Annotated in this window: 22 protein-coding genes and 1 rRNA gene; 1 reads left to right on the top strand and 22 read right to left on the bottom strand. The window is 29.3% G+C overall.

Annotated features, from left to right (window positions below; translation table 11 throughout):
- The 6 genes from H8923_RS16205 to H8923_RS16180 all read right to left on the bottom strand — a co-directional run.
- Positions 1-117 (bottom strand): 16S ribosomal RNA (locus H8923_RS16205); the annotation flags it as partial.
- Between the two features lie 514 nt (positions 118-631).
- Positions 632-1,222, bottom strand: coding sequence for a precorrin-2 dehydrogenase/sirohydrochlorin ferrochelatase family protein (locus H8923_RS16200; RefSeq protein ID WP_153972902.1), 591 nt, complete (start codon positions 1,220-1,222; stop codon positions 632-634).
- A gap of 175 nt (positions 1,223-1,397) precedes the next feature.
- On the bottom strand, positions 1,398-2,810 hold the full coding sequence (locus H8923_RS16195) for a potassium/proton antiporter (RefSeq protein ID WP_153972903.1): 1,413 nt from the start codon (positions 2,808-2,810) through the stop codon (positions 1,398-1,400).
- A 66-nt stretch (positions 2,811-2,876) separates the two neighbouring features.
- Positions 2,877-3,344 (bottom strand): GNAT family N-acetyltransferase, encoded by a 468-nt coding sequence (locus H8923_RS16190; protein ID WP_153972904.1) that lies wholly within the window; start codon positions 3,342-3,344, stop codon positions 2,877-2,879.
- 124 nt (positions 3,345-3,468) lie between these two features.
- Positions 3,469-4,302: an AIM24 family protein gene (locus H8923_RS16185; protein ID WP_153972905.1), complete on the bottom strand. Its 834-nt coding sequence runs from the start codon at positions 4,300-4,302 to the stop codon at positions 3,469-3,471.
- Between the two features lie 225 nt (positions 4,303-4,527).
- Positions 4,528-5,082 (bottom strand): helix-turn-helix domain-containing protein, encoded by a 555-nt coding sequence (locus H8923_RS16180; RefSeq protein WP_153972906.1) that lies wholly within the window; start codon positions 5,080-5,082, stop codon positions 4,528-4,530.
- Between the two features lie 244 nt (positions 5,083-5,326).
- Between H8923_RS16180 and alr the strand changes: the two genes are divergently transcribed.
- Positions 5,327-6,481 (top strand): alanine racemase, encoded by a 1,155-nt coding sequence (alr, locus tag H8923_RS16175; protein ID WP_153972907.1) that lies wholly within the window; start codon positions 5,327-5,329, stop codon positions 6,479-6,481.
- 210 nt (positions 6,482-6,691) lie between these two features.
- Here alr and H8923_RS16170 read toward each other — a convergent pair whose 3' ends face one another.
- From H8923_RS16170 to H8923_RS16100, 16 genes are all read right to left on the bottom strand, one after another.
- Complete coding sequence (locus tag H8923_RS16170) at positions 6,692-7,162, bottom strand: L,D-transpeptidase (protein WP_153972908.1); 471 nt, start codon at positions 7,160-7,162, stop codon at positions 6,692-6,694.
- A gap of 173 nt (positions 7,163-7,335) precedes the next feature.
- A complete protein-coding gene (locus tag H8923_RS16165) occupies positions 7,336-7,671 on the bottom strand; it encodes a winged helix-turn-helix transcriptional regulator (RefSeq protein WP_153972909.1) in 336 nt (111 codons plus the stop codon).
- A gap of 253 nt (positions 7,672-7,924) precedes the next feature.
- Positions 7,925-9,307, bottom strand: coding sequence for an MATE family efflux transporter (locus H8923_RS16160; protein WP_153972910.1), 1,383 nt, complete (start codon positions 9,305-9,307; stop codon positions 7,925-7,927).
- 11 nt (positions 9,308-9,318) lie between these two features.
- Positions 9,319-9,744: a MarR family winged helix-turn-helix transcriptional regulator gene (locus H8923_RS16155; protein ID WP_153972911.1), complete on the bottom strand. Its 426-nt coding sequence runs from the start codon at positions 9,742-9,744 to the stop codon at positions 9,319-9,321.
- A gap of 225 nt (positions 9,745-9,969) precedes the next feature.
- On the bottom strand, positions 9,970-11,193 hold the full coding sequence (locus tag H8923_RS16150) for a putative manganese transporter (RefSeq protein ID WP_153972912.1): 1,224 nt from the start codon (positions 11,191-11,193) through the stop codon (positions 9,970-9,972).
- 233 nt (positions 11,194-11,426) lie between these two features.
- Entirely contained in the window at positions 11,427-12,572 is a 1,146-nt protein-coding gene (locus H8923_RS16145; RefSeq protein ID WP_153972913.1) for a YibE/F family protein, read from the bottom strand.
- A gap of 84 nt (positions 12,573-12,656) precedes the next feature.
- Complete coding sequence (locus H8923_RS16140) at positions 12,657-17,312, bottom strand: CehA/McbA family metallohydrolase (protein WP_172976752.1); 4,656 nt, start codon at positions 17,310-17,312, stop codon at positions 12,657-12,659.
- A gap of 271 nt (positions 17,313-17,583) precedes the next feature.
- Positions 17,584-18,555, bottom strand: coding sequence for a porphobilinogen synthase (gene hemB, locus H8923_RS16135; protein ID WP_153972915.1), 972 nt, complete (start codon positions 18,553-18,555; stop codon positions 17,584-17,586).
- A gap of 28 nt (positions 18,556-18,583) precedes the next feature.
- Complete coding sequence (gene cobA / locus H8923_RS16130) at positions 18,584-20,089, bottom strand: uroporphyrinogen-III C-methyltransferase (RefSeq protein WP_153972916.1); 1,506 nt, start codon at positions 20,087-20,089, stop codon at positions 18,584-18,586.
- Positions 20,079-20,984, bottom strand: coding sequence for a hydroxymethylbilane synthase (gene hemC, locus H8923_RS16125; RefSeq protein WP_153972917.1), 906 nt, complete (start codon positions 20,982-20,984; stop codon positions 20,079-20,081). The genes cobA and hemC overlap by 11 nt, the downstream gene beginning before the upstream one ends.
- A gap of 26 nt (positions 20,985-21,010) precedes the next feature.
- Complete coding sequence (locus H8923_RS17195; RefSeq protein WP_207707767.1) at positions 21,011-21,745, bottom strand: cobalt-factor II C(20)-methyltransferase; 735 nt, start codon at positions 21,743-21,745, stop codon at positions 21,011-21,013.
- Between the two features lie 20 nt (positions 21,746-21,765).
- Positions 21,766-22,566, bottom strand: coding sequence for a sirohydrochlorin cobaltochelatase (locus H8923_RS17190; protein WP_207707768.1), 801 nt, complete (start codon positions 22,564-22,566; stop codon positions 21,766-21,768).
- A 13-nt stretch (positions 22,567-22,579) separates the two neighbouring features.
- Complete coding sequence (locus H8923_RS16115; protein ID WP_153972918.1) at positions 22,580-23,335, bottom strand: cobalt-precorrin-6A reductase; 756 nt, start codon at positions 23,333-23,335, stop codon at positions 22,580-22,582.
- 12 nt (positions 23,336-23,347) lie between these two features.
- Positions 23,348-24,073: a precorrin-3B C(17)-methyltransferase gene (gene cobJ / locus H8923_RS16110; RefSeq protein ID WP_153972919.1), complete on the bottom strand. Its 726-nt coding sequence runs from the start codon at positions 24,071-24,073 to the stop codon at positions 23,348-23,350.
- On the bottom strand, positions 24,070-25,212 hold the full coding sequence (cbiG, locus tag H8923_RS16105) for a cobalt-precorrin 5A hydrolase (protein ID WP_153972920.1): 1,143 nt from the start codon (positions 25,210-25,212) through the stop codon (positions 24,070-24,072). Before cbiG ends, cobJ begins: the two co-directional genes overlap by 4 nt.
- A complete protein-coding gene (locus H8923_RS16100; RefSeq protein ID WP_153972921.1) occupies positions 25,196-25,951 on the bottom strand; it encodes a cobalt-precorrin-4 methyltransferase in 756 nt (251 codons plus the stop codon). The genes cbiG and H8923_RS16100 overlap by 17 nt, the downstream gene beginning before the upstream one ends.

Genomic DNA, 25,951 nt, shown 5'->3' with positions numbered 1-25,951 from the left:
GGTTACCCACGCGTTACTCACCCGTCCGCCGCTCTTTACCGAAGTAAATCGCTCGACTTGCATGTGTTAGGCACGCCGCCAGCGTTCATCCTGAGCCAGGATCAAACTCTCAAATAAAAGTTGATGGGCTCAGATACTGTTATATATCTGGCTTTGTTTGGTTGTTTCGAATAATTCTTTATAAGAATTAATTTTATAAATTAACCTACTGTTTAATTTTCAAAGTTCATTTTCTCGACTTACTTATCTTACCAGGTTATTACCCCTCAGTCAAGACTTTCTTTCGTTTTATTTTTCGTCCGTATCTCTCGGACAAGTAATACTTTACCATCATCTTTTCTATTGGTCAATACTTTTTTAAAAGTTTTTTAATTTTCTTTTTTCTAACCATTTTATAATTTAGTTCAACGTATTCATTTATCTAGCTTTATCCTCCTTCTAATTCACCTATATAAATACTAAACAAAATCCAACTCCGAAAGTATGCTTTTATAAATAAGTATTATATAATCCTTATTTTTTGAGAGTTCCTATTTTATTTTTCATGCAAATCCCCTCTAACTACTGATACTAAAAAAATATATAGCTATGATCACAGTTAATTTTTCTATTTTTTTAAACTATTTAACTTTTACTTACTATATTTATTTTTTTCTTCTCTTAATTCTTTCAAATTTAAATTAATTAAATTTTTTATTAAGTTTCTTCTTATAGTTGCATCATCAACTTGCGCTATAATTTTTCTTCTAACCTCCCCTAAAAGATTTATGTACTCTTCGTAACTATCATCATACTGCGATTCTAAATCTTCTTTTATTTTTCTAGATAAAGATGGACTCTTTCCGCTGGTAGATACACTGATAAGTAAATCGCCTCTTTTTATGTATGATGGAACTGTATAATTAGATAGCTCTATACTATCTACTACATTTACCAACTTATTATTCAAATTACAATATTCACCTATAGCTTTATTCACATCTTTATTATTAGTAGCTGCAACTACAATAAAGCTATCTTTTATATATTCTTCTTTATATATATCCTCTATTAGTTCCACTTTATCTCTCAATCCTTGAAACTCTTTTATAAACTTTGGAGCTATCACTTTTACTTTTTTATTAAAGTCTATAAAGTTTTTACATTTTCTATAAGCAACTTCACCACCACCAATTATAACCACTTCAAATTTATCTAATTCTAAGTTTATGGAATAAAACATTCTAACATTCTCCCTTAATTAAAATTTATCAATATATATTTTATATATACTATACAGTATGTGCCATGTAAATATGAATAATGTTAAGTTTAATCCGCATTATATAAATAAAGTTATATAATTTCTATACTCTAACCTTATTAATTATAAAAAGAGTGCTTTTACATGCACCCTTTTATACAAGCTGTTCTATATTTTCTCCACTAACTACTAAAATATCTCCTTCTTCTATAGTAGTAGCTCCTTTAGGTATTATTATATCTCCCTTACGCTTAATCATCACAATTAGTATGTCATCTGGAATATCTGCACTTACAATACTTTTATTTATCCATTTACTCTCTGGAGTTACGATTATCTCTAACAACTTACTACTTATGTCTCCTGAATAGTCGTTAAATGTTTTTAGTACATAAGCATTATCATCTACTAGCTCAAGTCTTCTCGCTATATTAGGTAATAATGTTCCTTGAATTGCCACAGAGAATAAAGCTACGAAAAATACAATGTGAAATATATCATTTTGTATATGCACACCATAAGTTACTGCATATATCGCAAAAACTATAGATGCTGCTCCCCTTAATCCAACCCAAGAAATAAATAATTTTTCTTTATTAGAAAACTTAAATGGGTATAAAATTATAAATGTAGCTAAGGGTCTTGCAATAACAATCATAAAAATAGATATTGGTATTGAAATACCAATTATACTAAAAAACTTTGAAGGGAATGATAAAAGACCTAGCATGAAAAACAAGGCAATTTGCATAATCCATGAAATTCCATCAAAGAACTGATATAGAGTCTTTTTATAAGGTATTTTACTATTTCCTATAATTATTCCAGCCATATAAACACTTAAATATCCATTGCCGCCAAGCCACTCACTTAAAGCGTATGATAATATAGCTATAGCTGTTATAAAAATTGGATAAAATCCTTTTATTTCAAAATTAGCCTTTTTTACGGAATATACAGCTGCTTTTGCTAATATAGTACCTACTAATATTCCAAATACTATTTGTTTTATTAACATTGGAACTACATTTGATAGACCTCCATTATTCATCAAAGTTAAGATTGCAAGTGTTAGCATATAAGCAATAGGGTCATTACTTCCACTTTCAACTTCTAATAAAGAGGCTAGAGAACCTTCTAAATTTAGCTTTTGTGAGCGAAGTATTGCAAAAACAGATGCCGCATCCGTAGATGCCACTATCGATCCTATAAGTAATCCTTCTAATAAAGTTGTTCCTAAGATTAAACTTGCGAATAAACCGGTTAGAGCTGCTGTTATTAGTACACCAAGAGTTGACATTAATATTGAAGGGATAGCTGATGGTTTTGCCATTTCCCAATTAGTTCCGAAACCACCATAAAACATTATCATTACCAAAGCTATTGAGCATAACTCTTTAGTTAGCTCATAATCTGAAAAGTAAATCCCTACAATACCATCTGATCCAAATAACATTCCTAATATAATAAATATCAAAAGTATCGGGACTCCAAATTTATATAGCACTTTACTTGAAGTTATTGATATTAATAGTACTAAACCACTTATAATCATTAATTTCACCATAAGCTATACCCCCTTATTTATTTATATAAAAAAAAGTATCATATTGATACTTTTTAAATACTAGATTTATAAATATTCTATATTATTTAAATCTATCTCCATTACTTTTTCCCCATTAGTATCGACTTCTCCATTAAATTGAAATCCAATTTTTTTATATAGTTGAATTGCACTTACATTATCATCATAAACACTTAAATATATAGTTTTATGCGCATATTCTTTATAAAGCCTTTTTATTAAAAGCTTCATACAAGCTTTTCCATATCCCTTTCCTTGATACTTATCTCCAATCATTATCCTATCTAACCACACTCTTCCACATTCACCTTCATTTAAAAACAATCCATACATTGCAAAACCTACTGGAATCTCCCCATCATATATTGAAATTGGCCTCCATAAAGAACACTGTTTTGCTTCTTCTAGGCAATCTTCAATCGATTCTATATATCCTATTTGCTCCTTAGATACATGTAGCTTTAATACTTCGTCATAATTATTTTTATTAATTTTTTTAAATTCTAGATTCATAGCTATTTACTCCTTAATAAGACTCACTTTTTATATAAAAATAATAAACCTGTGTATATCACACAGGTCAACAATAATTTAAACTTATATGTATTATTTTTCATCTTTCTTATAATTTATATATTTAACCTCTTTGACGAGATGTATGATTATCCATAGAATTATTGTTAGTCGGAAGACCGTAATTCATTTTTTCATACATAGGCTGAGTTGGAGCTATCCAAACTATACCTTCACCTGTAAATGTATTTAAGAATCCTTCTCCATTTATCGCTGATCCAAATAAGCTTTTATCTGATTTTGTAACTGAGAAATTAACTCCACTAGTTCTAGCTATTGCAAAGTTTCCATCTACCTTTAATTCTTCACCTCTAGAAATTTTACACTCGACTATCTCTTCCTTAGGTACATTACACTCTAAAACAATTATTCCAGTTCCTGATAATTGTACTTGGAAAAAACCTTCTCCTCCTAAAAGAGTTGATGATATATTCTTTTGTGCAACACCTTTAATATTTATATCTTCAGAGCAACAATAAAACATACCTTTATCCACTATAATACTTTCATTTGATAATTCCATCATTATATAATGCTTATATGATGGTTCTAATAATATCTCTCCAGTCCCTGTATATGTTGGTTTTATAGCACTTTCATTAGTAATTGTTCCCGATACAGCTTTTTTAAACAATCCCCCAACTCCACCAATGTTACTCTTAGATTCTATCTTACCTTTGTAGTAATAAAGAGCTCCTGCTTCAGTTTTTACTGAACTATTATTTAATCTGATTCTTACTTGCTTCATTTTTAATCCAGCTTGTTCTGCAAAGAATAGCCCCATTGCAGTTTCTATACTTTGAGCACCTTCTAGGTTATTATAAGAAATCACTTCAAACTCTACGTCATCATATTTTATGTTATCTATTAATTTTATCTTTTCATCTAATGTACTCATACTTATCTCCTTTATTAAAAACAATGTAATATATGATATAACTTTACCCTCTCATTATACACCTATTCTATTTATATTTTATTAAATTTAAACATATTTTATTTACACTCTTCTTGATTGAATATAAGTTCTTTCATAAAATCTTAATAAAATAAATCTTTAAATAAAAACTACTTTTCTATTTAATAAAAAAGCAGTTCGAAATATAAATACATTATTGAAATTTTAGAATGAAGGTGGGGTTACTGCAAATATAACTTCACAGTCGCAATTCCCAACATTTTCCCACTTATGACTTGAATGTGGTGGTATTTTAACGCTATCTCCAGAATTTAGTTCAATTACACTATTCATTAAATGAAGTCGTACATCTCCTTTTATTACATAGGCAACCTCTTCTCCCTTATGACTAAATTGTTCTTTTGAAGAAGCTCCTTGTGGAGGTATTTTCATAAGCATTAATTCTATTTCTCCTTTTGAATTTGGAGTTAATAATTCATATGCAAAACTATCATCTTCAGGAAACATTATTTTTTTACGACTATCTTTCCTAACTACTAAACTTTCTGTCGGTACATCACTTATGAAAAAATTAAATAATGGTACATCTAAAACACTAGAAATTTGTTTTAACGTATTAATAGAAGGATTAGCACTTCCCTTTTCTATTTGGCTAAGTAAAGATGGAGTAACCCCTGTTAAATTAGCCAACTCTTTAATAGTCATCTTTTTTCTTTTTCTATACTCAGTAATATTTTTTGATATATCTACCTCATTCATTTACAAGCTACCTCATTATTATATATTTTTATTATTATCTAATAAATTATTATATCAATATGAATTATATTACGCAATTTTATTAAATTACATTTATTTTTTTCATTTAAAATTAAATATAATTGACTCTCTATATAAAAAATGTTAGTATTAATTAAAAATTATTTATTTTTTATATATATAATTAAATATAATTTAATTTAGAATGATATAGTTTATAATGAAAGTAGAGGTACATTTTATAATGAATATAAAATCAAGCACATGGGCTGAGATAAATTTAGAAAATATAAAATTTAATGTAGATAGTGTAAAAAAAGCTTTGGATAAAGATACTATGTTATGTTGCGTTGTAAAAGCAGATGCTTATGGCCATGGGGCTGTTGAAGTATCTAAATTTTTAGACACAGAAGAAAATGTTGATTTTTTCTCAGTAGCTAGATTAGAAGAAGGTTTAGAACTTGTAAAAGCAGGTATTAGAAAGCCTATTTTATGTATGGGGTATACAGATACAGCTAAAATACAAAGTGCAATAGATAGCAATATAAGAATTACTGTATACTCTTTAGAAATGGCTTTAAAAATAAATGAATTAGCTAAATTAAGTAATAGAAAAGCTTATATTCATATAAAGCTTGATACTGGTATGAGCAGAATAGGCTTTTTAGTCAACGAACAATCTATATCAGATATAAAGAAAATATTTACCTTAGAAAATTTAATAATAGAGGGTATTTATACTCACTTTGCAAAATCAGATGAGAAAAATAAATATTCTACTTATGAGCAAGTAAATAAATACAATATAGTTATAAATTCATTAGAAGAATCTAATTTAAATGTTCCTATAAAACACGTATCAAATAGTGCTGCAATTTTAGATTTAAGAGAATGTGATTTCAATATGGTTAGATTAGGGATATCTTTATATGGTCCTTATCCATCATATGAAGTCAGTAGAGATATAAAGCTAAAAATGGCTTTAGAATTAAAAACTATAGTTAGTAACATAAAGACTATAGATAAGGGAACTAGTATTAGTTATGCAGGAACATATACAGTAAATAAAGATACTAGAATAGCTACACTGCCTGTTGGTTATGCTGATGGTTTTCCTAGAACTCAAAAAAATCCTCAAGTATTTATAAATGGTAAGTTATTAAACATAGTAGGAAGAATATGTATGGATCAAGTTATGGTTGAAATTCCAAATAATTTTGATATAAATATGGAAGATGAAGCTATCTTGATAGGTGATATAGATGGTATAAGAATAGGTGATATATCACACAAGATGGGTACAATAGACCATGAAATACTTTGTTGCATCACTAAAAGAGTAAATAGGGTTTATATAACACAAGATAGCAAATATATAGATCGTAATCTATTATATTAATACGTTTATTACAGATTGTACAGTATATAAAAATTATATTGCATAATCATATATACAAATAATAAAGGAACAACTTTAATGTTGTTCCTTTATTATTTGTATCAAGTTCATCTAACTATATTATCGATCCTTATCTAAAATATATCTCTATCTTTATCTCTTGATATAACTATCATTTTATCTACATCATTCCATGTATTTTAAAAATAATTAGTTAATAACTATAGTAGTACCTTCGGGTACACTATTAAAAATCCACCTAGCATTATTTGTATCCAGTCTTATACATCCATGACTTATTGCTACTCCTAATCTTCCATCATATATATATGTCCCTGTTAAGTCATATAGTATTGAATGATAAAAATATTCTCCTACAATATTTGTAGCATACTTTGCAGAAACTTTACTTCCTTCTGATGTTATAGCTGGATATTTTACACCTACAGCAAATACTCCCTTTATAGTAGGCGTTGATGGTTTTCCTACAGTACAGCTCCATCTATATATCAGTACCCACATCTCACCTTCTTTTTCAAATATATAAGTAATCCTCTCTTTAATAGAAGTAACTATTAAGTAATCACTTGGGCTTTTAATATTATTATCATTTACAAATGCCGTCATATCAGTATCAAATTTAGAATAGTCTAATTGACGATTGCTTTTTATATTTCTCATATATAATTCACCTCTTTGAGTTACTCTTTAAATTTGGTAAATTTTCTAAATTGATCTAGTTTATTTATTTTATTACACTTAATATGAAATGGTGATATACCTTTGTATAAGAAATCATACCAGAACGAATCATTCCATTATAACTTCCATATTTTATTTTGTGGATACTGTATCTATTTATCACAAGAAAGATTTTTATTACTCCATGATATCATGGTTTCCATAATAGGAAGTAATTTAAGTCCAGCTTCACTTAGATAATAAGTAGATTCTACTGAATTATTAATTGCTTTCTTTTCATTTATTACAATATCATTATTTATCAATAAATCTAGCTGCTGTATAAGCATTTTTTTAGTACATCCTTCTACAGCTCTTTGTAATTCTCCAAATCTCATTCTATTCTCTTGTAATTCCCATATTATCGTAGCTACCCACTTTTTCCCTAAAATATTAGATAATGCCTCTACAGGACATTCATATATAATTTCATCTATATTATAATGCATATAGGCCTCCTCTATTTATTAATTTAGTTATAAATTATAGCACACGAAATATATAGAAAAAACCGTAGATTTCTCTACGTTTATTTATTAGAAATTATTATAAATATGATTCTACTATTTTTTAATAAATAAAACGTGTTATAAATAACCGTAACTTCATGTCGTTTTTGTAATACAAAATACTCCATAAAATAAAAAGATGCTAGAATTAATTATTCTAGCATCTTTTACCTTTATTTTAATTTAGTATATACTATATGGCTTTTGCTTCTTTAAGTGATTCTTCTATATTATTTGAGAAGTTCTTTTTAATTTCTTTAATTAAAACTATACCAGTTATAACTGCTGAAACAATATCGGCAGTTGGTTGTGCAAACCAAACTCCATTTAAACCAAAGAAATTTGGTAATATAATAACCATTGGTATTAATATTATAACTTGTCTTAATAAACCTAAAACCATAGCAACCTTTGCTTTTCCTATTGATTGTATAAAATTACTTCCAACTATAGATATACCTACTATTGGCATAGCGAATGCATATTTTTTAAGTCCCACAATAGTTATATTCATAAGCTCTTGGTCTTTATTAAACATACTTACTAAAACTTGTGGTGCTAATTGTATTACTAAAGCTCCCATTAAAAATACAACTGTAGCTGATATTAGACTAATTTTTAAAGTTTTCTTAGCTCTATCATATTTTTTAGCTCCATAGTTAAATCCTACTATAGGTTGCATTCCTTGCACAAATCCGAAAGCTGGCATTACAAATATCATATTAATTGAACTTATTGTTGCCATTGCACCTATTGATAAATCTCCACCATATGTTTTTAATGAGGTATTAAATATTACTTGTACTAAGCTGTTAGTTAGTTGCATTGCAAAAGGTGCACAACCTATTGCAAATATTGCTGATACAATTTTCATATTTAATTTTAAGTTTTTCTTATTTAATTTTACGTTTGATTTTCCTCTTAAGTAATAAGATAACCCTAACATTGATGAAGTTATTTGAGATATTATAGTAGCAAGCGCTGCTCCTTGTATACCCATATTAAACCCAAATATAAACAATGCATCTAGCACTATATTTAGACCACACCCTACAATCATTATTGTAGCTGATAATCTTGGATTTCCATCGCCTCTTATTAAATTACTAAACATCATTGACATTATACTGAATGTTGTTCCAATCAATATTACACTCATATATGATTTTGCATAAGTAATAGTACCTTCACTTGCCCCAAATGTCATAAGTATTTTATCTAATAGTAATAATCCCAGTATAGATAGTGTAACACCTATTATTGTTGCTAAACATATTGCATTTCCTATGATTTTCTCTGCTTCATCCTTATTTCCTTCTCCCAATCTTATAGATACATTAGTAGCTGATCCTACACCTACAAGACTTCCAAAAGCAATTATAATTGTCATTATTGGCATTGCTACTCCAAGTCCTGTTATAGCCATTGGACCAACACCTGGTATGTTTCCAATAAACATCCTATCTACAACATTATAAAGCGCATTTACCATCATTCCTATAATAGCTGGTAGTGAGTACTTTAATAGTAATTTTCCTATTGATTCTGTACCCAATATATTTTGTTTATTATCCATAGCTTCACCCCTTATATTTTCATATTTATATATATTTTTTCAAGTAGATCTATCAATATCTCTTCTTCTTCATTAGTTAAACTTTTACTTACTTCATTGCGTAATTGACCAATTAGATTGAATACATCATATTTAACATCCTTAGATTTTTCTGTTAAATAAATTCTATTAGTCCTTTTATCATGATTATCTTTAACTCTAGTTATAAGACCCTGTTCTTCTAAGTTTTTTAGGGTTCTTGTTGTAGCTCCTTTATCTATTTCTAATTTCTTAGAAATTTCTTCTTGGCTCTTTCCATCTTGCATATACAAATCAAGTAAAAACATAAGTTGACCTGCTTTAATATCATACTTTGCCACTTCTCTATTCATGAATGTTCTTGATTTTCTGTGTATTTGAGAAATATATTTGGCTATGTATTTATTATTTTCATTCATATTATCACCTTCTATTAGTTGACTAAACAACTATTTTAGTATACCAATATTTAGTTGCATAGTCAACTTTTTTTATAAGTAGATTTACTTGATAATTTTTACAGTAAATTATTAATATTTATAAGCTCAAACTTTAGATATAAAAAATGCTAGAGTAAGCTACTCTAGCATCTTCTTTGATTTATCTAAATTTCATAAAACTTCTATCGAATTTTCAAAACTTAACTAACTCATTATAAAATATACTACAAAACCTATAATTATGGCTGGAATAAGATTTAAAATCTTAGCCCATAAAGCTGATTTTTTATCCATTGCAATAAGTGGGAAAAGCGCATCTCCATCTTGAGATATTGAATTTGCAACTAGTGCTGCAAATGGCATAACGCCCTTTGAATATAAAGATATAAATATAACTTGAATTCCACAACCTGGAACAACACCAAGAAATGCACCTATTAACACAGTTATCATACCATTTACTAATAATATAGAATTTAATACTTCTTCTCCACCAATAAGCATTACACCTAAATCATACACTAAATACCCAATAAATATCCACGTTATAACAAAAGCTGTTTCACTTGCAGAATGTATTATCATCTCTTTAAATGATAAAATCTTACTTTCAACTTCTTCATGAGTACTATTTTTAATATATTTTTTAGATAATATTGTATAAATTATAGATAAAGTTATTCCTAGTAATGATATTATACCTTCAAATGGTAATTCCAAGCTTTCCTCATGTGAATGTATATGTGAGTGTGCATGTTCAGCGCCTCCACCATGAGATATTATTGTTACTATCAATCCTACTATAATAAGTAAATAAAATATTTTATATCCTATTGAATGAGTAAATTTATATCCTAACTTACTCATATTCCTTTTTTCATTATGATGTAGAGCATGGTCTACTTCATCATTTACTTCATGTCCTATATGTTTCCTTGTATTTAAATCTATCTTTAATCCTTTTTCAAAATCTGTCTTTTCATTATTAATACAATCACAATTATAAAGCTTGTCTTTTCTAAGTTTTAATTTTTCATCTAAATGTAGTATATCTACTATGTATCCACAAACTATAGCAATTAAAAAGCTTATTAAACTAACTCCTATATATGCTTTAATATCCGAAGAAATTAGTATAAAAGCCGCATCCCCCATACTAGATATTAATGTTGCTACTAATGCTCCAAAGCTTACTTTATTTTTTACGTATAGTGGCATTAGTATAATGCTACCACCACATCCTGGTATTATACCTAAGATAGCTCCTATTATCGGCTGTATTTTTTTATTTTTTTCTAAAATATCTACTATATTTCCGCCTGTTTTATAATCTATATATCCAAATATTAGTATGACTATTCCTAATAATACTCCTACATGTAAAAAAGATTCTTGTGCTGCATTTATTATTAGTTCTATAAATTCCATCTATTTCACTCCTAACTATATTAGTATTATAACAAATTTTAGCCATTTGTAAATGATAATTTTTATCATTTACATTTTTTGATAAAATTTAAAGTAGGATGTTTATATTTTACTACCGCCATATACTTTATAGTTCTACTTAATAAGTAAATTAATAGTTACAATTTCTGCAACATAAAAACACTAGCCTCCAAAGAAACCAGTGCTCTTTATAAAATTTATTTAATTTATACTTAGCATTTTTCTTTCTTAGTACATATATAACTTGCAACAAATACCGTTATCGGTACAGTTAAAATTATACCTATACTACCAGACAATGCTTGTATAATCTCAGTCCCTAATATATCTAAATTAAATAACTGAGCTTTGTTCATAGAAGCACTATATAATAAGATTAATGTATTTAAAGATCCTCCAGCAAAAGCTAATATAAGAGTATTGCACATAGTACCTATCATATCAGTACCTATATTCATACCACTTTTAATTAAATCTTTTACACTCAATTTATTATTTACTTCATAAAGTTCAAATATAGCAGATGTTAGAGACACTGCAACATCCATTACAGCCCCTAATGCAGCTATTATTATAGAGGCAAACATAAGACCTTGTATTCTTAGTTCACTATATTCAGCTAAATAAAACATACTATCTGCATCATTCATAGTAATTCCAGATAAGTTAGCATACCTTCCAAATAAAAATGCTATTATTGCTGATAAGATTACTCCAGATAAAGTCCCTATAACAGATACCATTGTTTTTTTGTTAAATCCACTTATTAGTGTTAAAGTAACTACTGTACTTAAAGCTACTACTAATATAGCTGCTAAAATAGGGCTTACACCTTTGAATAACATTGGAAGCATTAAATAAACTATACTTGTCCCAGTAAACAGAAGAGATATTAAAGACTTTAAACCTTTAAATTTACCTACAATTAAAGTTATTACAATAAATAAAATCGCTAGAACACCTATAATATGGCTTCTTTGGTAATTAGATATATTTATATCCTCTATTTGGCCATTTTCTTCATATATAGCCAATACCACATTCATACCTTCTTTAGCTATTATGTTGTATGCTCTACTAACATTATGATTTATCTCATGCTCTTCACCTTCAAAAGGACCTTCTAATACTTTAACTTTACACTTTTGTAGACCTATTTCTACATTATCCACATATGGGTCATCTTTTAAAGAGTTTTGTGATACAGTAACTACTTTACCCTTATAATATTCTATATTTTTGTTAAGTTTATCTTCTACAAATCCACCACTAAATACAGATTTAGAGGTAAAGATAATTCCTACACATAAAAGCATTATAACTATAACTATATAAATTTCTCTTTTTTTATCTGTCATACTAAATCTCCATTATCATCATATTTAATAAGAGTTCTTTCCTATTATAATAATAGAAAAGAACTCATTATTTTATATAGGATATTATTTACGTCTTCTGTTTAGTCTTATTAAACCTGCTGAACATCCTATTAACATTACTGAACTTAATAATATCCCTGAATCACCTGTTTTCGGTGGTTTATTTGAACTTTCATTTTTATCAGTTTCTTGATTTGGTTTATTTTCAGGCTTTGTAGTTTGATTATCATCATCGTTATCTACATCTTCATCAGTTCCTGGTTTTTGGTCTGTATCTTCGCCTGTTCCTGGATTATTATCTGTGTCTTCATCTCCATCAGTGCCTGGTTTTTGATCTGTATCTTCTCCTGGTCCTGGAACTGGTGGATTTACTTCTTCATCTTCAACAACTTTAACTTCTAGAGTATTTCTAACTCTTAATCTGTTTCCTTCTGAATCTTCTGAAGCTAAACCTATAGCACTTATCTTACTTCCAACTTCTATGTCATCACTGAACTTACCTTTTGAGTCTTCATTTATACCATCACCAATGTAACCATTTAAGTAAACCCTAGCTTCACCTGTACCATCATTTACATATACGTTACCTTTTTCTCTGTCCATTCTTGTAACAGTTCCTACTACTTCAGTTAATTTACCTTGATTTTCAACAAGCATACTATCATTAGTAGTCATCTTAGTTGGTGTTATTGGATTTATATTTGTATCGATTATTTCTAAATCATCCACTTCATTACCTATAGCCATTTGGATTTCACCTTCGTAAGCTCCAACAGTACCTTTAATCCTTACTTTTTGACCTACTTGTAATGGTGTAGCTGATACACCGAATACATTTATACCTCCAGTTTCATCTTGGATATATATACATTCGAAAAATGCATTTTTAGGCTCTACTGCTTCTGATTGAGCAGTTACAGTCCCTTCTAATATGAACTCTTGCCCCATTAAATCTGGAGTACCATCTTTATCTTCATCTTTTCTAAATTCAGCTATACTTAAAGTTTTTACTTCTTTCTTTGGTAAAGACCAGTCAAATATTTGACTTAATATTTTCATATTTGATTTTTGTTTTTGGTTTTCTCCATCTATTTCAAAATCAGATAGGAATGTGTTACCTGATACAACTACTTTAGCTCCATTAGGTAATTCTTCAGCAGCTAAAACTACTACTTTACCTTTTTCAACTGCTACATAATCATCATCACCATCTTGGTTTACTGATTCTGTTGTTGAATGACCTTTTACAAGGTAATCAACCCCGTCTTCACTTGCTCCATCAGCAAGAACTACAGATGCTCCACTATAGAAGCTGTATAAATCTGATTCTGTTAATCCTTTTACTAAATTGTAGTTTTTAGATTCATATGTATTAAACATTAATCTATATGGTTGACCTTCGTTGTTTTCATCATCCGTTACTTGATCATCGTTAACTCTTAATTTAGATCCTATTGTCTCTAATATTGGATTTACCTGAGCAGAGTTGCTATATTCACCCTTAGCATCTCCGTAATCCGCTCTTGTAGATACTATTATATCTCTACCTGATTCTACGTAATCTTTTATTGCAGCTAATTCTTCAGTTGAATAATTACCTTTTAAATCACTTTTACCTTCTGGGTCAGTTATTATTAATAACTCAACATTATTTAAACGTTCTTTCGTTATTGGTTCTTCATTTATTTCTGCTAAACAGTCTCTCTTAGCAAACTCTTCTATTAAACCATTTACGTTTCCAGCATAATGCCCCGTTACATATTGATTTCCTTTTGAACCGTCTATCATAACTCTGCTTATTGATGATGGATCAGCAACAGTGAACTTTATACTCTTAGTAAATACTTTTTGAGAACCATCATAATTTAATGTAGCCTTTGCCCATATTACTTGATCTCCTAACTTTTCTGGTACAAAAGTTATTTCAAATCCTTGAGCATCACCTGGTTGTATTACATCTATTTGTTCTTCTTTTATTTTGTTACTTTCAGATATTTCATTGTTGTAGAATTCTAATTTTATATCTTTTAATGTTTCTACGTTATTATTGTAGAATTCAAATTTAGCTGTTAAATCTTCACCTTTTAATGGTATTGATCTATCCACGCTAGGCTCATTAAAACCTGCATTAAATGATTCGCCTACCCAAACTGGTGATGAAACTAATATATCTTTATCTTTTTGCTCTACTTTTACATAGTAGTAAGTGTATTCTGGATCTAATTCTAAATCCCATGTTACATTGTTTGAGTTAAAGTTTTTAGTAGCAACTTCAACACCACCATTTGATATTATAGAAATTTTTTCTATAATGTCAGATGAGTCTGGATCATTTACCTTAATACTTACATTTAGTTTCTTAACATCTGAACCTAATGTAGCACCCATCATTTGATTATTAACTGTGTAATCAATAGTCATGTTTTTATCTTCTGTTGAGTATACCATTTTATCTCTCATAGATTGATATAATGCTTCTTTTGTATTTTCTGGAGCTACTATTATAGTTCTAGCATCATTTGCAGTCATCCAACCTTTTTTATGGTTATCTTGATTATTAGTTGGAGCTACATGCCATCCTTTATCTAACGCTCTTGTATAATATTCATAACTTGGGAAATGTCCACTTCCTCTTACAGGACCTTCTCCATTTCCTACTTCTATTAAGTTAACTAATTGATCTGTTATTGGACTATAGAAACCAAAATCTCCAAAATCTCCAAAAGTTTTACCAGGGTGATTTAATTGAGATACTGATTGTGGTGCTTTTTCTAAAGTTTCATAGTATGTCTTTAAATCCATGCTCTTATTTGATCTAGTTTCGAATCCTGGTGTATTGAAAGTATTTATATGACCCCATCCACCAGTAGAACCTGACCACGTCATCTCATATCCATACATAGCTGAGAATTCGTTATCTTTATTGTAACTATCAGCTACTTTTTGAGAATTTGTCCAAGCTGTACTTACAGAACCATCTAATATATTTGCACTTACATCATTATCAAACCAGTTAGAGTGATCAGTTACTGCATAATAGTCAGCTTTTCCTTTATTTTTAGCCCATTCATAAGCTTCACTTAAAGTACCTGAACCATCAGAAACATTTGTATGAGCATGAAGTTGTCCTACAAAATGTCCCATAGTTCCAACTCTAAATGTCCACTCATGAACTGTTTTTTCACCTTCTTTATTACTAACTTCTATTTTTACATTATGAGCTCCATCTTCTAAAGAAGTTTTAACTGCGTATTTTACATATTCTTCAGTTATTTCTAATCCAGATGTAATCTCTTTAGAATCTAAATACATCTTAACTGATGATATATCTATTCCTTTAGAATCACTATAATTAGCTTCTATTACCGGCTTACTACCGCTTTCTAATACTAAGTTAGATTCTGGTGAGTATTTATTTATAGAAGGTCCTTCACTTGGAGTCGGCTCTGGTTTTACCTCTGGTTCTGGCTCTGGTTCTGGCTCTGGTTCTGGAGTTGTTTCTCCTACCTTTGTAAATGTTGCCGATGAACCATAAATCTGTACAGTCTCCCTAAATCTACCCATAGTAGCTTTTACATCTACTGTATCTCCTGTTTTAACTTCTAATCCACTTGGTATAAAGTAAATATCTAAAACATCCTCACCTTGTGTTAATGTCTTCTTTTCTAAGTCTAATAATGCACCCTTTATTTCTACATAAAGTGAATCATGGTTTATTTCCTTTAATTCTTTTATTGTTTTTACTGTTGCTTCTGGCATTCCAGTTTCTTTAACTATTTCTATTTCAGTAGCTTGCACTTGAAGTAAATTGTTAAATGGCTTTAATTTACCTGTAACTTTAACTTCCATTCCATTTTTAGCGCCACTTAAATCTATCTTACTATCGTAATTAGACACAGAAATAGCCCCAGTTTTATCTTGTATATGTATTTCTTTATTTCTATCATTGAAAGAAACTACACCAGTTACTTTTACTTCAGCTCCTGTTTCTAGCTTTCTAGCTTCTTCAATAGATATATATCCTTCTGGCAGTACTTCTTTTGTAATTTTTTCATTGCTTAAATGAACCCCTAAACTATCTATATCAGATGTTTTAACTACATTCCATTCTTCATTTATATCAAAAAATTTCTTGTCTATATTTGTTTGACCTTTAGTTATTTCATTTTTTCTTCTTATTGATATTTCGCTATTTTTATCATAGAAATATTGACCTTTTTCAGTTTTTGAACCAAAAGAATCTATTATTTTATGATCTCCATTACTTTGCTCTTCTCTAAGAACTAATAAATCATCTCCATCAAAAGAAAGTACTTGGCTATCACTTATATATGCTTTTCCTTTACCTGCTAATTCTTCAATTTTAGAATTGAATTCATCATTTTGTGAATTTGATGATGCAACTACATATGTATCTCCTGCATTTATTACATGATTTTCTAGGTCTAATGTAACTACCGGTTGCTTATTTCCATTTTCATAACTAGTAATGTTATATTGTCCTAGATTGATACTCTTATTTGATGCATTGTATAATTCGATTGCCTTTGTTGATTCCCCTATATGAGCATATTCTGAAATTATAAGACTTTTTTCATCCTTTGATTTTAATCCCTCATTGTAATCTGCCCATACTACTGCATTTGGTGCAACAGTAGAAAAAATCATTGCAAGCGAAAGTACTTTACTTACCGCTTTAGATTTTGATTTATTTAACATAAACATCCTCCCTCATTAATGTCTTTGTATCCTTACCCATAATACCATAATTTTACTCTTCAACAAATACAAAATCATACATTATTTTATATTTTTCAATATTTTATTCGTATTTAGTACGTTTTCCAACCAATTATATATACATATTGTTCGTTTTATTAATATTTATTCTTAAATAAACAAAATGCTAGAACATATTGTTCTAGCATCTAATTTAATAATTATTAAATTTATTTAACTTTATATTATATATCCTTATATACCTGCAAGTTTAACCTCTTATTATTTTAGCTAAATCCTTAGCAAAGTAAGTAATTATTATATCAGCTCCAGCTCTCTTAATCGACATAACCGATTCATAAATAGCTCCTTCTGCCAATATACCATTCTTAACAGCAGATTTAAGCATAGCATACTCACCACTAACATTATAAGCAGCCAATGGTAAATCGAAATTATCCTTAACCCTTCTTATAACATCTAAATAAGAAAGAGCAGGCTTAACCATTAGAATATCTGCACCTTCTAAAACATCTAACTCCGCCTCAATAAGTGCTTCATTAGAGTTAGCTGGGTCCATTTGATAAGTCTTTCTATCTCCAAAACTCGGGGCAGAATTAGCTGCTTCTCTAAATGGTCCATAGAAAGTGGATGCGTACTTGACACTATAAGCCATTATACCAATATTATCAAATCCAGCTTCATCTAATCCTTCTCTAAGTGTAGCTATTCTTCCATCCATCATATCAGAAGGAGCAACCATATCAGCACCAGCTTTAGCATGACTTACTGCAATCTTTGTTAAGTATTCTAATGTAACATCATTTTTAACATATCCTTTTTCATTTAATATCCCACAATGACCATGACTTGTATATTCGCACATACAGACATCTGTGATTACATTCATTTCACTATCTATTTCCTTTATTTTTCTGATAGCTCTTTGAATTATTCCATTATCATTATAAGCTTCACTACCATATTCATCCTTTTCATGATCATGAGGTATACCAAATAATATTACATGCTCTATTCCTAAATCTTTTATCTCTTTTATCTCATCTTCTAGCATATCTAAAGAAAAATGATATACATCTGGTAAAGATGAAATTTCACTTTTTATTCCTTCTCCCTCTACTATAAATAAAGGGTAAATTAAATCTTCTACATTTAATTTAGTTTCTCTAACTAAATTTCTTATAGCTTTATTAGCTCTTAATCTTCTTGGTCTTCTTAACATACTTATTACCTCCAAAGTAGAATAATTCCTAACAAATGGTAATTGCTTCTACTATCTTATCTATAGTTGCTTTTTCAGCTTCTTTATAAACATTTATATTTAATTCTTCTGCAGTAGCTGAAGTTATTGGTCCTATAGATATTACTTTAGAACTATTTATTTTATCTAAGTTATCTTGTCCTATAATTTCTACAAAGTTTCTTACTGTTGAAGAACTTGCAAAAGTTATAAAGTCTAGCTCTTCTTTCTCTAATATATCTAGTATTTCACCCTTCTTACTAGTGTCTATTACACTTTCATAAGTGTGAACTTCTTTTACAGTACATATTTCACTTAACTTGTCCACTAAGTAATCTCTAGCATTTTTAGCTCTTGGGATTAATATATTATCTTCCTTAGTTAGTTTATCTTTCAACTCATCAAATAAAGATTCTGCTACAAAAGCTTTAGGAACTATATCTGCAATTATACCTCTAGATTTAATTTCCTTAGCTGTAGCACTTCCAATTGCACATACTTTTAAGTTTGCTAGGGCTCTAGTATCTAAATTCATTTCTTCTAATTTATCAAAGAATATTTCTACAGCATTCTTACTTGTAAGAACTAAATATGTATAATCTTTTATATTACTTATTTCATTTTCTAATTCAGTGTTATTTTCTATCTTCTCTATTTTTATAGTAGGTATTTCTATTGGATTTCCACCTAAATCCATTATCTTTTCTACTATTGAGCTACTTTGAGTTCTACTCCTAGTAACCATTATATTCTTTCCGAATAGTGGTTTCTTTTCAAAGAAATTAAGAGTATCTCTTAACCCTACTACACTTCCTACTGCTATTAATGTTGGTGGCTTAACATTTTCTCTTACTGCAGTTTCATAAACATCTTCTAAAGTAGAAGTTATTACTCTTTGATTATATCTAGTTGCCCAACTTATAAGAGCAACTGGAGTATCTTTTGATTTGCCTTCTTTGATTAAGTTTTCACTTATTTTCTTTAAGTTAGCTACTCCCATTAAGAATACAAGAGTGCCTCTAATATTTGCTAGTGCATTCCAGTTTATCTCAGGATTTTCTTTATCATCATCTCTTAGATGCCCTGTTACTACATGGAATGAACTTGCATGATCTCTATGAGTTATAGGTATCCCTGCATAACATAGCCCACCTATGGCAGAAGTTACCCCTGGAATTACTTCAAAGTCTATTCCTTCTTCTTTTAGAAGTTGGCCTTCTTCCCCACCTCTACCAAAAACATAAGGATCTCCTCCCTTAAGTCTTGTAACTATTTTGCCTTCTTTAGCTTTATTAGCTATTACTCTATTTATATCTTCTTGAGGTAGTGTATGATTGCTAGATGCTTTTCCAACATATATAAATTCACAGTTAGGTTTAGCTTCTTTTAGATAATTTAAATTCGCTAATCTATCATAAACTATAACATCTGCTTCTTTTATACACTCTAACCCTTTTAAAGTTAATAATTTATAATCTCCTGGCCCTGCCCCAACTAAGTATACTTTACCCTTCATAAGATTCATACTCCTTTAAGACTAATTTTGCTAATTCTATCCCTGACTCTCTTGGAGATTTTGAATTTCCTTCTATACTTTTTATTATTAGTTTTTTTCCATCTTCATCTCCAAACAATCCTGTTAGCTTAATATTATCACCTTCTATAGTACAATAAGCTCCCATAGGGATATGACAACTTCCATTAACCCCATCTAAGAATCCTCTTTCTGCTGCCACTTGAATTTCTGTTTCTTCATCTTTTAAGCAGTTTATTAGATTTTCTATTTCTAAATCATTATCTCTTATTTCTATCGCAAGGGCTCCTTGTGCTGGTGCTGGAACCATTACATCTGTTGGTATATAGTAGCTTATATGCTTACTCATACCTGCTCTTAAAATTCCTGCTGCTGCAAGCACTACTCCATCTAGATTTTCATCTTCTATTTTTCTTACTCTAGTATCTATGTTTCCTCTTATTGGAACTATTTCTAAGTCAGGTCTAGCTTTAAGTAGTTGATACTTTCTTCTTTTACTACCTGTCCCTATTTTAGCTCCTTGTGGTAAATCATCTATTGAAGTATATCCTTCTTTTAATATAAGAACATCTCTTGGATCTTCTCTTTTAGGTATCCCTGCAAATTTCAAACCAGCTGGTAAGCATGAAGGCATATCCTTCATGCTATGTACAGCTATATCTATTTCTTTATCTAATAATTGTTGCTCTATCTCTTTTACAAATAATCCTTTATCACCTATTTTATCTAAAGATAAATGTTGTACTAAATCTCCCTTAGTTTTGATTATCTTCACCTCAAAATCAACATCAGGATTATGTTTTTTTAACTCATCTATTACCCAATTAGTTTGCGTAAGAGCTAACTTACTACCTCTCGTTCCAACTACTACTTTCATGATAAATCTCCTTATGTATTAGTCTTCTAGCCTACCTTATTTTCTAACTTTCCTAATTCTTTCTTATTATCTTTGTTTACTAATATTGTTGAGAAGTAAGATATCTTTTCTTCTAAATGTACATCTCTTAAATTAGTATAAACAACTTCACCTTCTTGTGAAGAATTACTTACAAGTATAGCACTATCTATTAAGTCATATTGTTCTAACTTATTTATTATTTCTTTGAAGTTTTTGTATACTTTCATTAATACTATACAACTGTAATTTTGTAATGCATAATTGATTCTTTCTTCTTCCATTGTGCAAGGTATTACTATTAATGGCTCTCTATCCATAACTAACGGGAAGTTTTGATTAGATGCTATATTTGAGAACGAAGATATTCCTGGTATAGTTTCTACTTCTATGTCATCTATCAGTCTTTCCATTATATAAACGTAGGTACTATATATCATTGGATCTCCTAAAGTTACAAATCCAACATTCTTTCCCCCCTTAACATCAGATACTATTTCCTCTGCTATTTGATTCCAAGCAGTTATTTTTTCTCCATCATTAAAATTCATAGGGAAGTGTCTTGATTTTATTTCAAGTCCATCTGGTATGTATTTACTTACTATTGATAACGCTAAGCTATCTCCACCTTTTCTAGATTCTGGTGTATATAATATATCTAAATTTTGTATAGTTTCTACAGCTTTTACTGTTACTAACGAACTATCTCCAGGCCCTGTACCTATTCCATAAAACTTCGCCATTATATCTTCCTCCTAATTGTTTAGCATATTGCTTCTAATTCTTTTAATTGATCTATGCAGTCATGTGCATGCTTTACAAATTTATCTTGAATTTTAGAGTTTTCTCCTAATCCTTTTAAGTGTATTTTTATTTCAAATCCTTCTTCCTCTAACATACTTTTCCAAGAATCTTCTTCATCTCCTGCCATATCATTTATTGCATGATCTCCTGCAACTAACATAAGTGGCATTAAGTTAACAGTTTTTATATTATCTGCTTTTAATTTCTTTATAACATGGTCTAACTCTGGATAACCTTCTACTGTTCCTACATAAGCATTTATTCCATGATCTCTTAACATGTACTCGATAGCTGGATATGCTGAATGAGATTCATGGAAAGTTCCATGTCCCATAAACACTACAGCTTCATCATCACACATTTGTGGTATTTGAGTTTCTATAGCTTCAACAACTTCTTTGTAATCATCTATATAAGTTAATAGTGGTCTACCTAATATTAATTTTTTAAACTTAGGTTTATATTCTTCTATTTGATCTTTTAACTTATTAAATTCTTCTCCACAGATTATATGAAGTGTTTGAACTATAACTTCTTCATATCCTTCTTCATGTAATTTATCTAAAGCTTGTAATGGATTATTTATTTCTATTCCATCTCTCTTTTTTATTTTTCTTATTATCATATTTGAAGTATATGCTCTATGAAAATCATACTCACTTAATTCTGAACTTATTTTCTTTTCACATGCTTCTATTGTCTTTTTTCTAGTTTCTTCGTAACTTGTTCCGAAACTTACTACTAATACTGCCTTTTTCATTTTGCTAATCTCCCTAAATCATAATAAAATTTCTTATTTCTTTAACATCATTAATAACTTTTGGATAATCTATTGTTTCTCTTTTTATTATCACTACTGGTATGTCAAGGATATCAGCTGCATCTACTTTTTCTAAGAATCCTCCTGCTACACCACTTTCCTTAGTTATAACTAAATCTATTTTATATTGCTTATACATTTCCATATTTATTGTTTTACTAAATGGACCTTTCATAGCGATTATGTTATCTCCATTTAATCCTAAATCTTCACAATTTTTTATAACTTCACTTGTAGGTAATACTCTTGCAATTAACTTTTTATTTTTAATAAGCTCTACATACTTATCTAAGTTTTTACTACCTGTTCCTATGAAAATGTTATTACCTTTTTGATTCGCTATTTCACAAGCTTCCTCAATAGTATCAACTACATATATATTTGGGTATGTTATACCATCTATAAGTGATTTTCTTTCATATCTTATGTACTCTATATTGCTTTCTTTTGAACACTCTATAGCGTTTTTAGAAACTTCAATTGCGTACGGATGAGTCGCATCTATAATTTGTTTCACTTTATTTTCTTTTATAAATTTCTTCATATCATCCTTAGTAAGCTTACCTAAAATAACATTTCTTGCATATCCTAACGCTAAATCTCTTCCATATTCAGTGGTTACAGATAAAGTGTACTTTAGATTGAATATTTTGTTTAGTTCGCTGCATATTTCTAAGCTGTCTGAAGTTCCACCTAAAACTAATATCATATACCTTCCTCCTTATACAGTGTATCCTCTAGGAGTTATAATCTTATCACCGTCTATAAATGTAGATTTATTTCCTATAATAACCATAGTTGTCATATCTACTCTTTCAAAGTCCATAGTATCGAATGTGCATACGAATTTCTCTTCTTTTTCTCTTCCCACATCCTTAACTATTCCTACTGGAATTGAACCATCTTTGAACTCTCCCATTATTTCAAAAGCCTTGGCTAGGTGCTCACTTCTTCCCTTACTTCTTGGATTATATAAACAAACTACAAAGTCAGCTTCTGCAGCTAATCTTAGTCTTTTTTCTATAACTTCCCAAGGAGTTAATAAGTCACTTAAGCTTATATGGCAGAAGTCGTGCATTATAGGCGCACCAAGTATTGCAGCTGCACCTATACTTGCAGTAACACCTGGAACAACTTTAACAGGTACTTCTGTTTCTTCTTTGGATGTTAATTCAAGTATTAAACCTGCCATTCCATATATTCCAGCATCTCCACTACTTATAACAGCTACATTTTTACCTTCTTTAGCTATTTCAACAGCTCTTTTACATCTGTCTATTTCTTGTCTCATTCCATTTGAAACTACTTCTTTATCTCGAATAAATTCAGTTATTAAATTTATGTATGTTTTGTATCCTACTATTACATCTGCATTCTCCATAGTTTTTATAGCTTCTAGAGTCATCATATCTTTGCTACCTGGTCCAATTCCTACTACATATATCATATTTTTAATCTCCCTACTGAAAATGTAATTCCTTTGTATTTGTTTTTTTCTATTATCAAATTTCCATCACTTAGTAGATGAGCTACTGGTTCAGCTACAGAATATACTCCTACACTTTTTTTCACCCATTCCGATTTTTCAAACAAATAATCTACTTGTGATATTTCTTCTATAGATAATACTTTAAAAGGCACATTTAGATTTTCACTTAAATCTATAATTGCTTTTTCATCTTTTTTTACTTCTATACTTCCAATCTCTTTGATTGAGTTTATGTCTATATTATTTTTAATTAAAAAGTCTTCTAGAGAGTCTTGTAAAAGGTGACTTTCTGTATCTCTTCTACATCCTATTCCAATTACTATATCTCTCGGTGTTACTTTAATAATTTTATATTTATCCTCGTAATACTTATCTATTCGTAAGTTCTCTTTATTACTTATCACAACGATGGTATTCAAGTTAATTTTCTTTAACTCTTCATCAGATGATATGTACGACTCTAAGCTTTTAGAATTATCTAGTACAGTAAATCCTCTAGTATCAATGTTATATTCTCCATCAATATATAAACCTACTGAGTCTCCATTAACCAACATTGCATTAACATCTAAAACATTATCTCTAAAATTAACTATATGACCATTAAGTTTTTTTGCTATCATATCTAAGGAAGATTTTTTATTTATATCAGTAGCTGTTGTTATAACTGGATTAGAGTTTATTAAATCACTTATATGTAAAGTCATCTCATTTGCTCCACCCATATGACCACTTAGTAAACTAATAATATTACTTCCTTTTTCATCAGTTACTAAAATTGCTGGATCAGAAAATTTACTAGTAATCAGTGGTGCTATTGTCCTAACTACAATTCCTGTTGCCATTATAAATAATATGTATTCATACTTATCAAATATATCTTCTACAAAAAATTTTAATCTTTTTTTAACAGTATATATTTCTATATCTTCCTCTAAAGATTTACTAATTACCTCATTATCATCTAATAAACTTTCACCCCTTTTGTTGTTTATAAAGTAAATATCTCCATAATTTAAAGACCTTTTTATTCTACAAGCTAAGCTTCGCCCATTTGTCGTGATGCAAAGTATTGCAATTTTAGAATCTATATTCATGTTTAAAATCCTTATCGTATAGCTTAGAGTTGTTATACTCCTTACCTAAGAATTCTCCTACCATTATTAAAGCTGTTTTAGTTATATTATTTTCTTTAACTTTTTCAGCTATATCTTGTAGAGTTCCTTTTACTATCTTTTCATCTGGCCAAGTAGCTTTGTAAACTACAGCTATTGGAGTAGTTTCTGGATACCCTCCATCTATTAATCTCTCAACAACCTTTTCTATTTCTTGAACTGATAAGAAAATTACCATTGAAGTTTGATGCTTAGCAAAAGACTCTATTGATTCTTTTTCTGGTACTGGAGTTCTTCCTTCCATTCTTGTTATTACTACACTTTGAGATATTTCTGGTACTGTATACTCTACCCCAAGTGCAGAAGATGCCCCTAGGAATGAACTTACTCCTGGTGTGCAATCATAATCTATATCTATTTTATTTAATTCTTCTACTTGTTCTCTTATAGAACCATATATTGAAAAGTCACCTGTTTGTAATCTAACTACAGACTTTCCTTCTTTTATTCCTTTTTCCATAACATCTGTTATTTGTTGTAAATCCATGTAAGCACTGTTGTGTATTTCACAACCTTCTTTACAGTACTCTAAAAGTGCTGGGTTAACTAATGAACCTGCGTATATTACAACGTCTGCATTACTTAAAAGCTTATATCCTTTCAGTGTTATTAATTCTTTGTCTCCTGGTCCTGCCCCTACAAAATGTACTTTATTTATCAT

The sequence above is a fragment of the Romboutsia faecis genome (assembly GCF_014323405.1).
Taxonomy (GTDB): Bacteria; Bacillota; Clostridia; order Peptostreptococcales; family Peptostreptococcaceae; genus Romboutsia_E; species Romboutsia_E faecis.
This window is presented reverse-complemented; position numbering and strand designations above follow the sequence as displayed.

Excerpts from the sequence above, each read along its gene's own strand:
- H8923_RS16200 (WP_153972902.1), bottom strand. The coding sequence starts at position 1,222 with ATGTTTTATTCCATAAACTTAGAATTAGATAAATTTGAAGTGGTTATA.
- H8923_RS16195 (WP_153972903.1), bottom strand. The coding sequence starts at position 2,810 with ATGGTGAAATTAATGATTATAAGTGGTTTAGTACTATTAATATCAATA.
- H8923_RS16190 (WP_153972904.1), bottom strand. The coding sequence starts at position 3,344 with ATGAATCTAGAATTTAAAAAAATTAATAAAAATAATTATGACGAAGTA.
- H8923_RS16185 (WP_153972905.1), bottom strand. The coding sequence starts at position 4,302 with ATGAGTACATTAGATGAAAAGATAAAATTAATAGATAACATAAAATAT.
- H8923_RS16180 (WP_153972906.1), bottom strand. The coding sequence starts at position 5,082 with ATGAATGAGGTAGATATATCAAAAAATATTACTGAGTATAGAAAAAGA.
- alr (WP_153972907.1), top strand. The coding sequence starts at position 5,327 with ATGAATATAAAATCAAGCACATGGGCTGAGATAAATTTAGAAAATATA.
- H8923_RS16170 (WP_153972908.1), bottom strand. The coding sequence starts at position 7,162 with ATGAGAAATATAAAAAGCAATCGTCAATTAGACTATTCTAAATTTGAT.
- H8923_RS16165 (WP_153972909.1), bottom strand. The coding sequence starts at position 7,671 with ATGCATTATAATATAGATGAAATTATATATGAATGTCCTGTAGAGGCA.
- H8923_RS16160 (WP_153972910.1), bottom strand. The coding sequence starts at position 9,307 with ATGGATAATAAACAAAATATATTGGGTACAGAATCAATAGGAAAATTA.
- H8923_RS16155 (WP_153972911.1), bottom strand. The coding sequence starts at position 9,744 with ATGAATGAAAATAATAAATACATAGCCAAATATATTTCTCAAATACAC.
- H8923_RS16150 (WP_153972912.1), bottom strand. The coding sequence starts at position 11,193 with ATGGAATTTATAGAACTAATAATAAATGCAGCACAAGAATCTTTTTTA.
- H8923_RS16145 (WP_153972913.1), bottom strand. The coding sequence starts at position 12,572 with ATGACAGATAAAAAAAGAGAAATTTATATAGTTATAGTTATAATGCTT.
- H8923_RS16140 (WP_172976752.1), bottom strand. The coding sequence starts at position 17,312 with ATGTTAAATAAATCAAAATCTAAAGCGGTAAGTAAAGTACTTTCGCTT.
- hemB (WP_153972915.1), bottom strand. The coding sequence starts at position 18,555 with ATGTTAAGAAGACCAAGAAGATTAAGAGCTAATAAAGCTATAAGAAAT.
- cobA (WP_153972916.1), bottom strand. The coding sequence starts at position 20,089 with ATGAAGGGTAAAGTATACTTAGTTGGGGCAGGGCCAGGAGATTATAAA.
- hemC (WP_153972917.1), bottom strand. The coding sequence starts at position 20,984 with ATGAAAGTAGTAGTTGGAACGAGAGGTAGTAAGTTAGCTCTTACGCAA.
- H8923_RS17195 (WP_207707767.1), bottom strand. The coding sequence starts at position 21,745 with ATGGCGAAGTTTTATGGAATAGGTACAGGGCCTGGAGATAGTTCGTTA.
- H8923_RS17190 (WP_207707768.1), bottom strand. The coding sequence starts at position 22,566 with ATGAAAAAGGCAGTATTAGTAGTAAGTTTCGGAACAAGTTACGAAGAA.
- H8923_RS16115 (WP_153972918.1), bottom strand. The coding sequence starts at position 23,335 with ATGATATTAGTTTTAGGTGGAACTTCAGACAGCTTAGAAATATGCAGC.
- cobJ (WP_153972919.1), bottom strand. The coding sequence starts at position 24,073 with ATGATATATGTAGTAGGAATTGGACCAGGTAGCAAAGATATGATGACT.
- cbiG (WP_153972920.1), bottom strand. The coding sequence starts at position 25,212 with ATGAATATAGATTCTAAAATTGCAATACTTTGCATCACGACAAATGGG.
- H8923_RS16100 (WP_153972921.1), bottom strand. The coding sequence starts at position 25,951 with ATGATAAATAAAGTACATTTTGTAGGGGCAGGACCAGGAGACAAAGAA.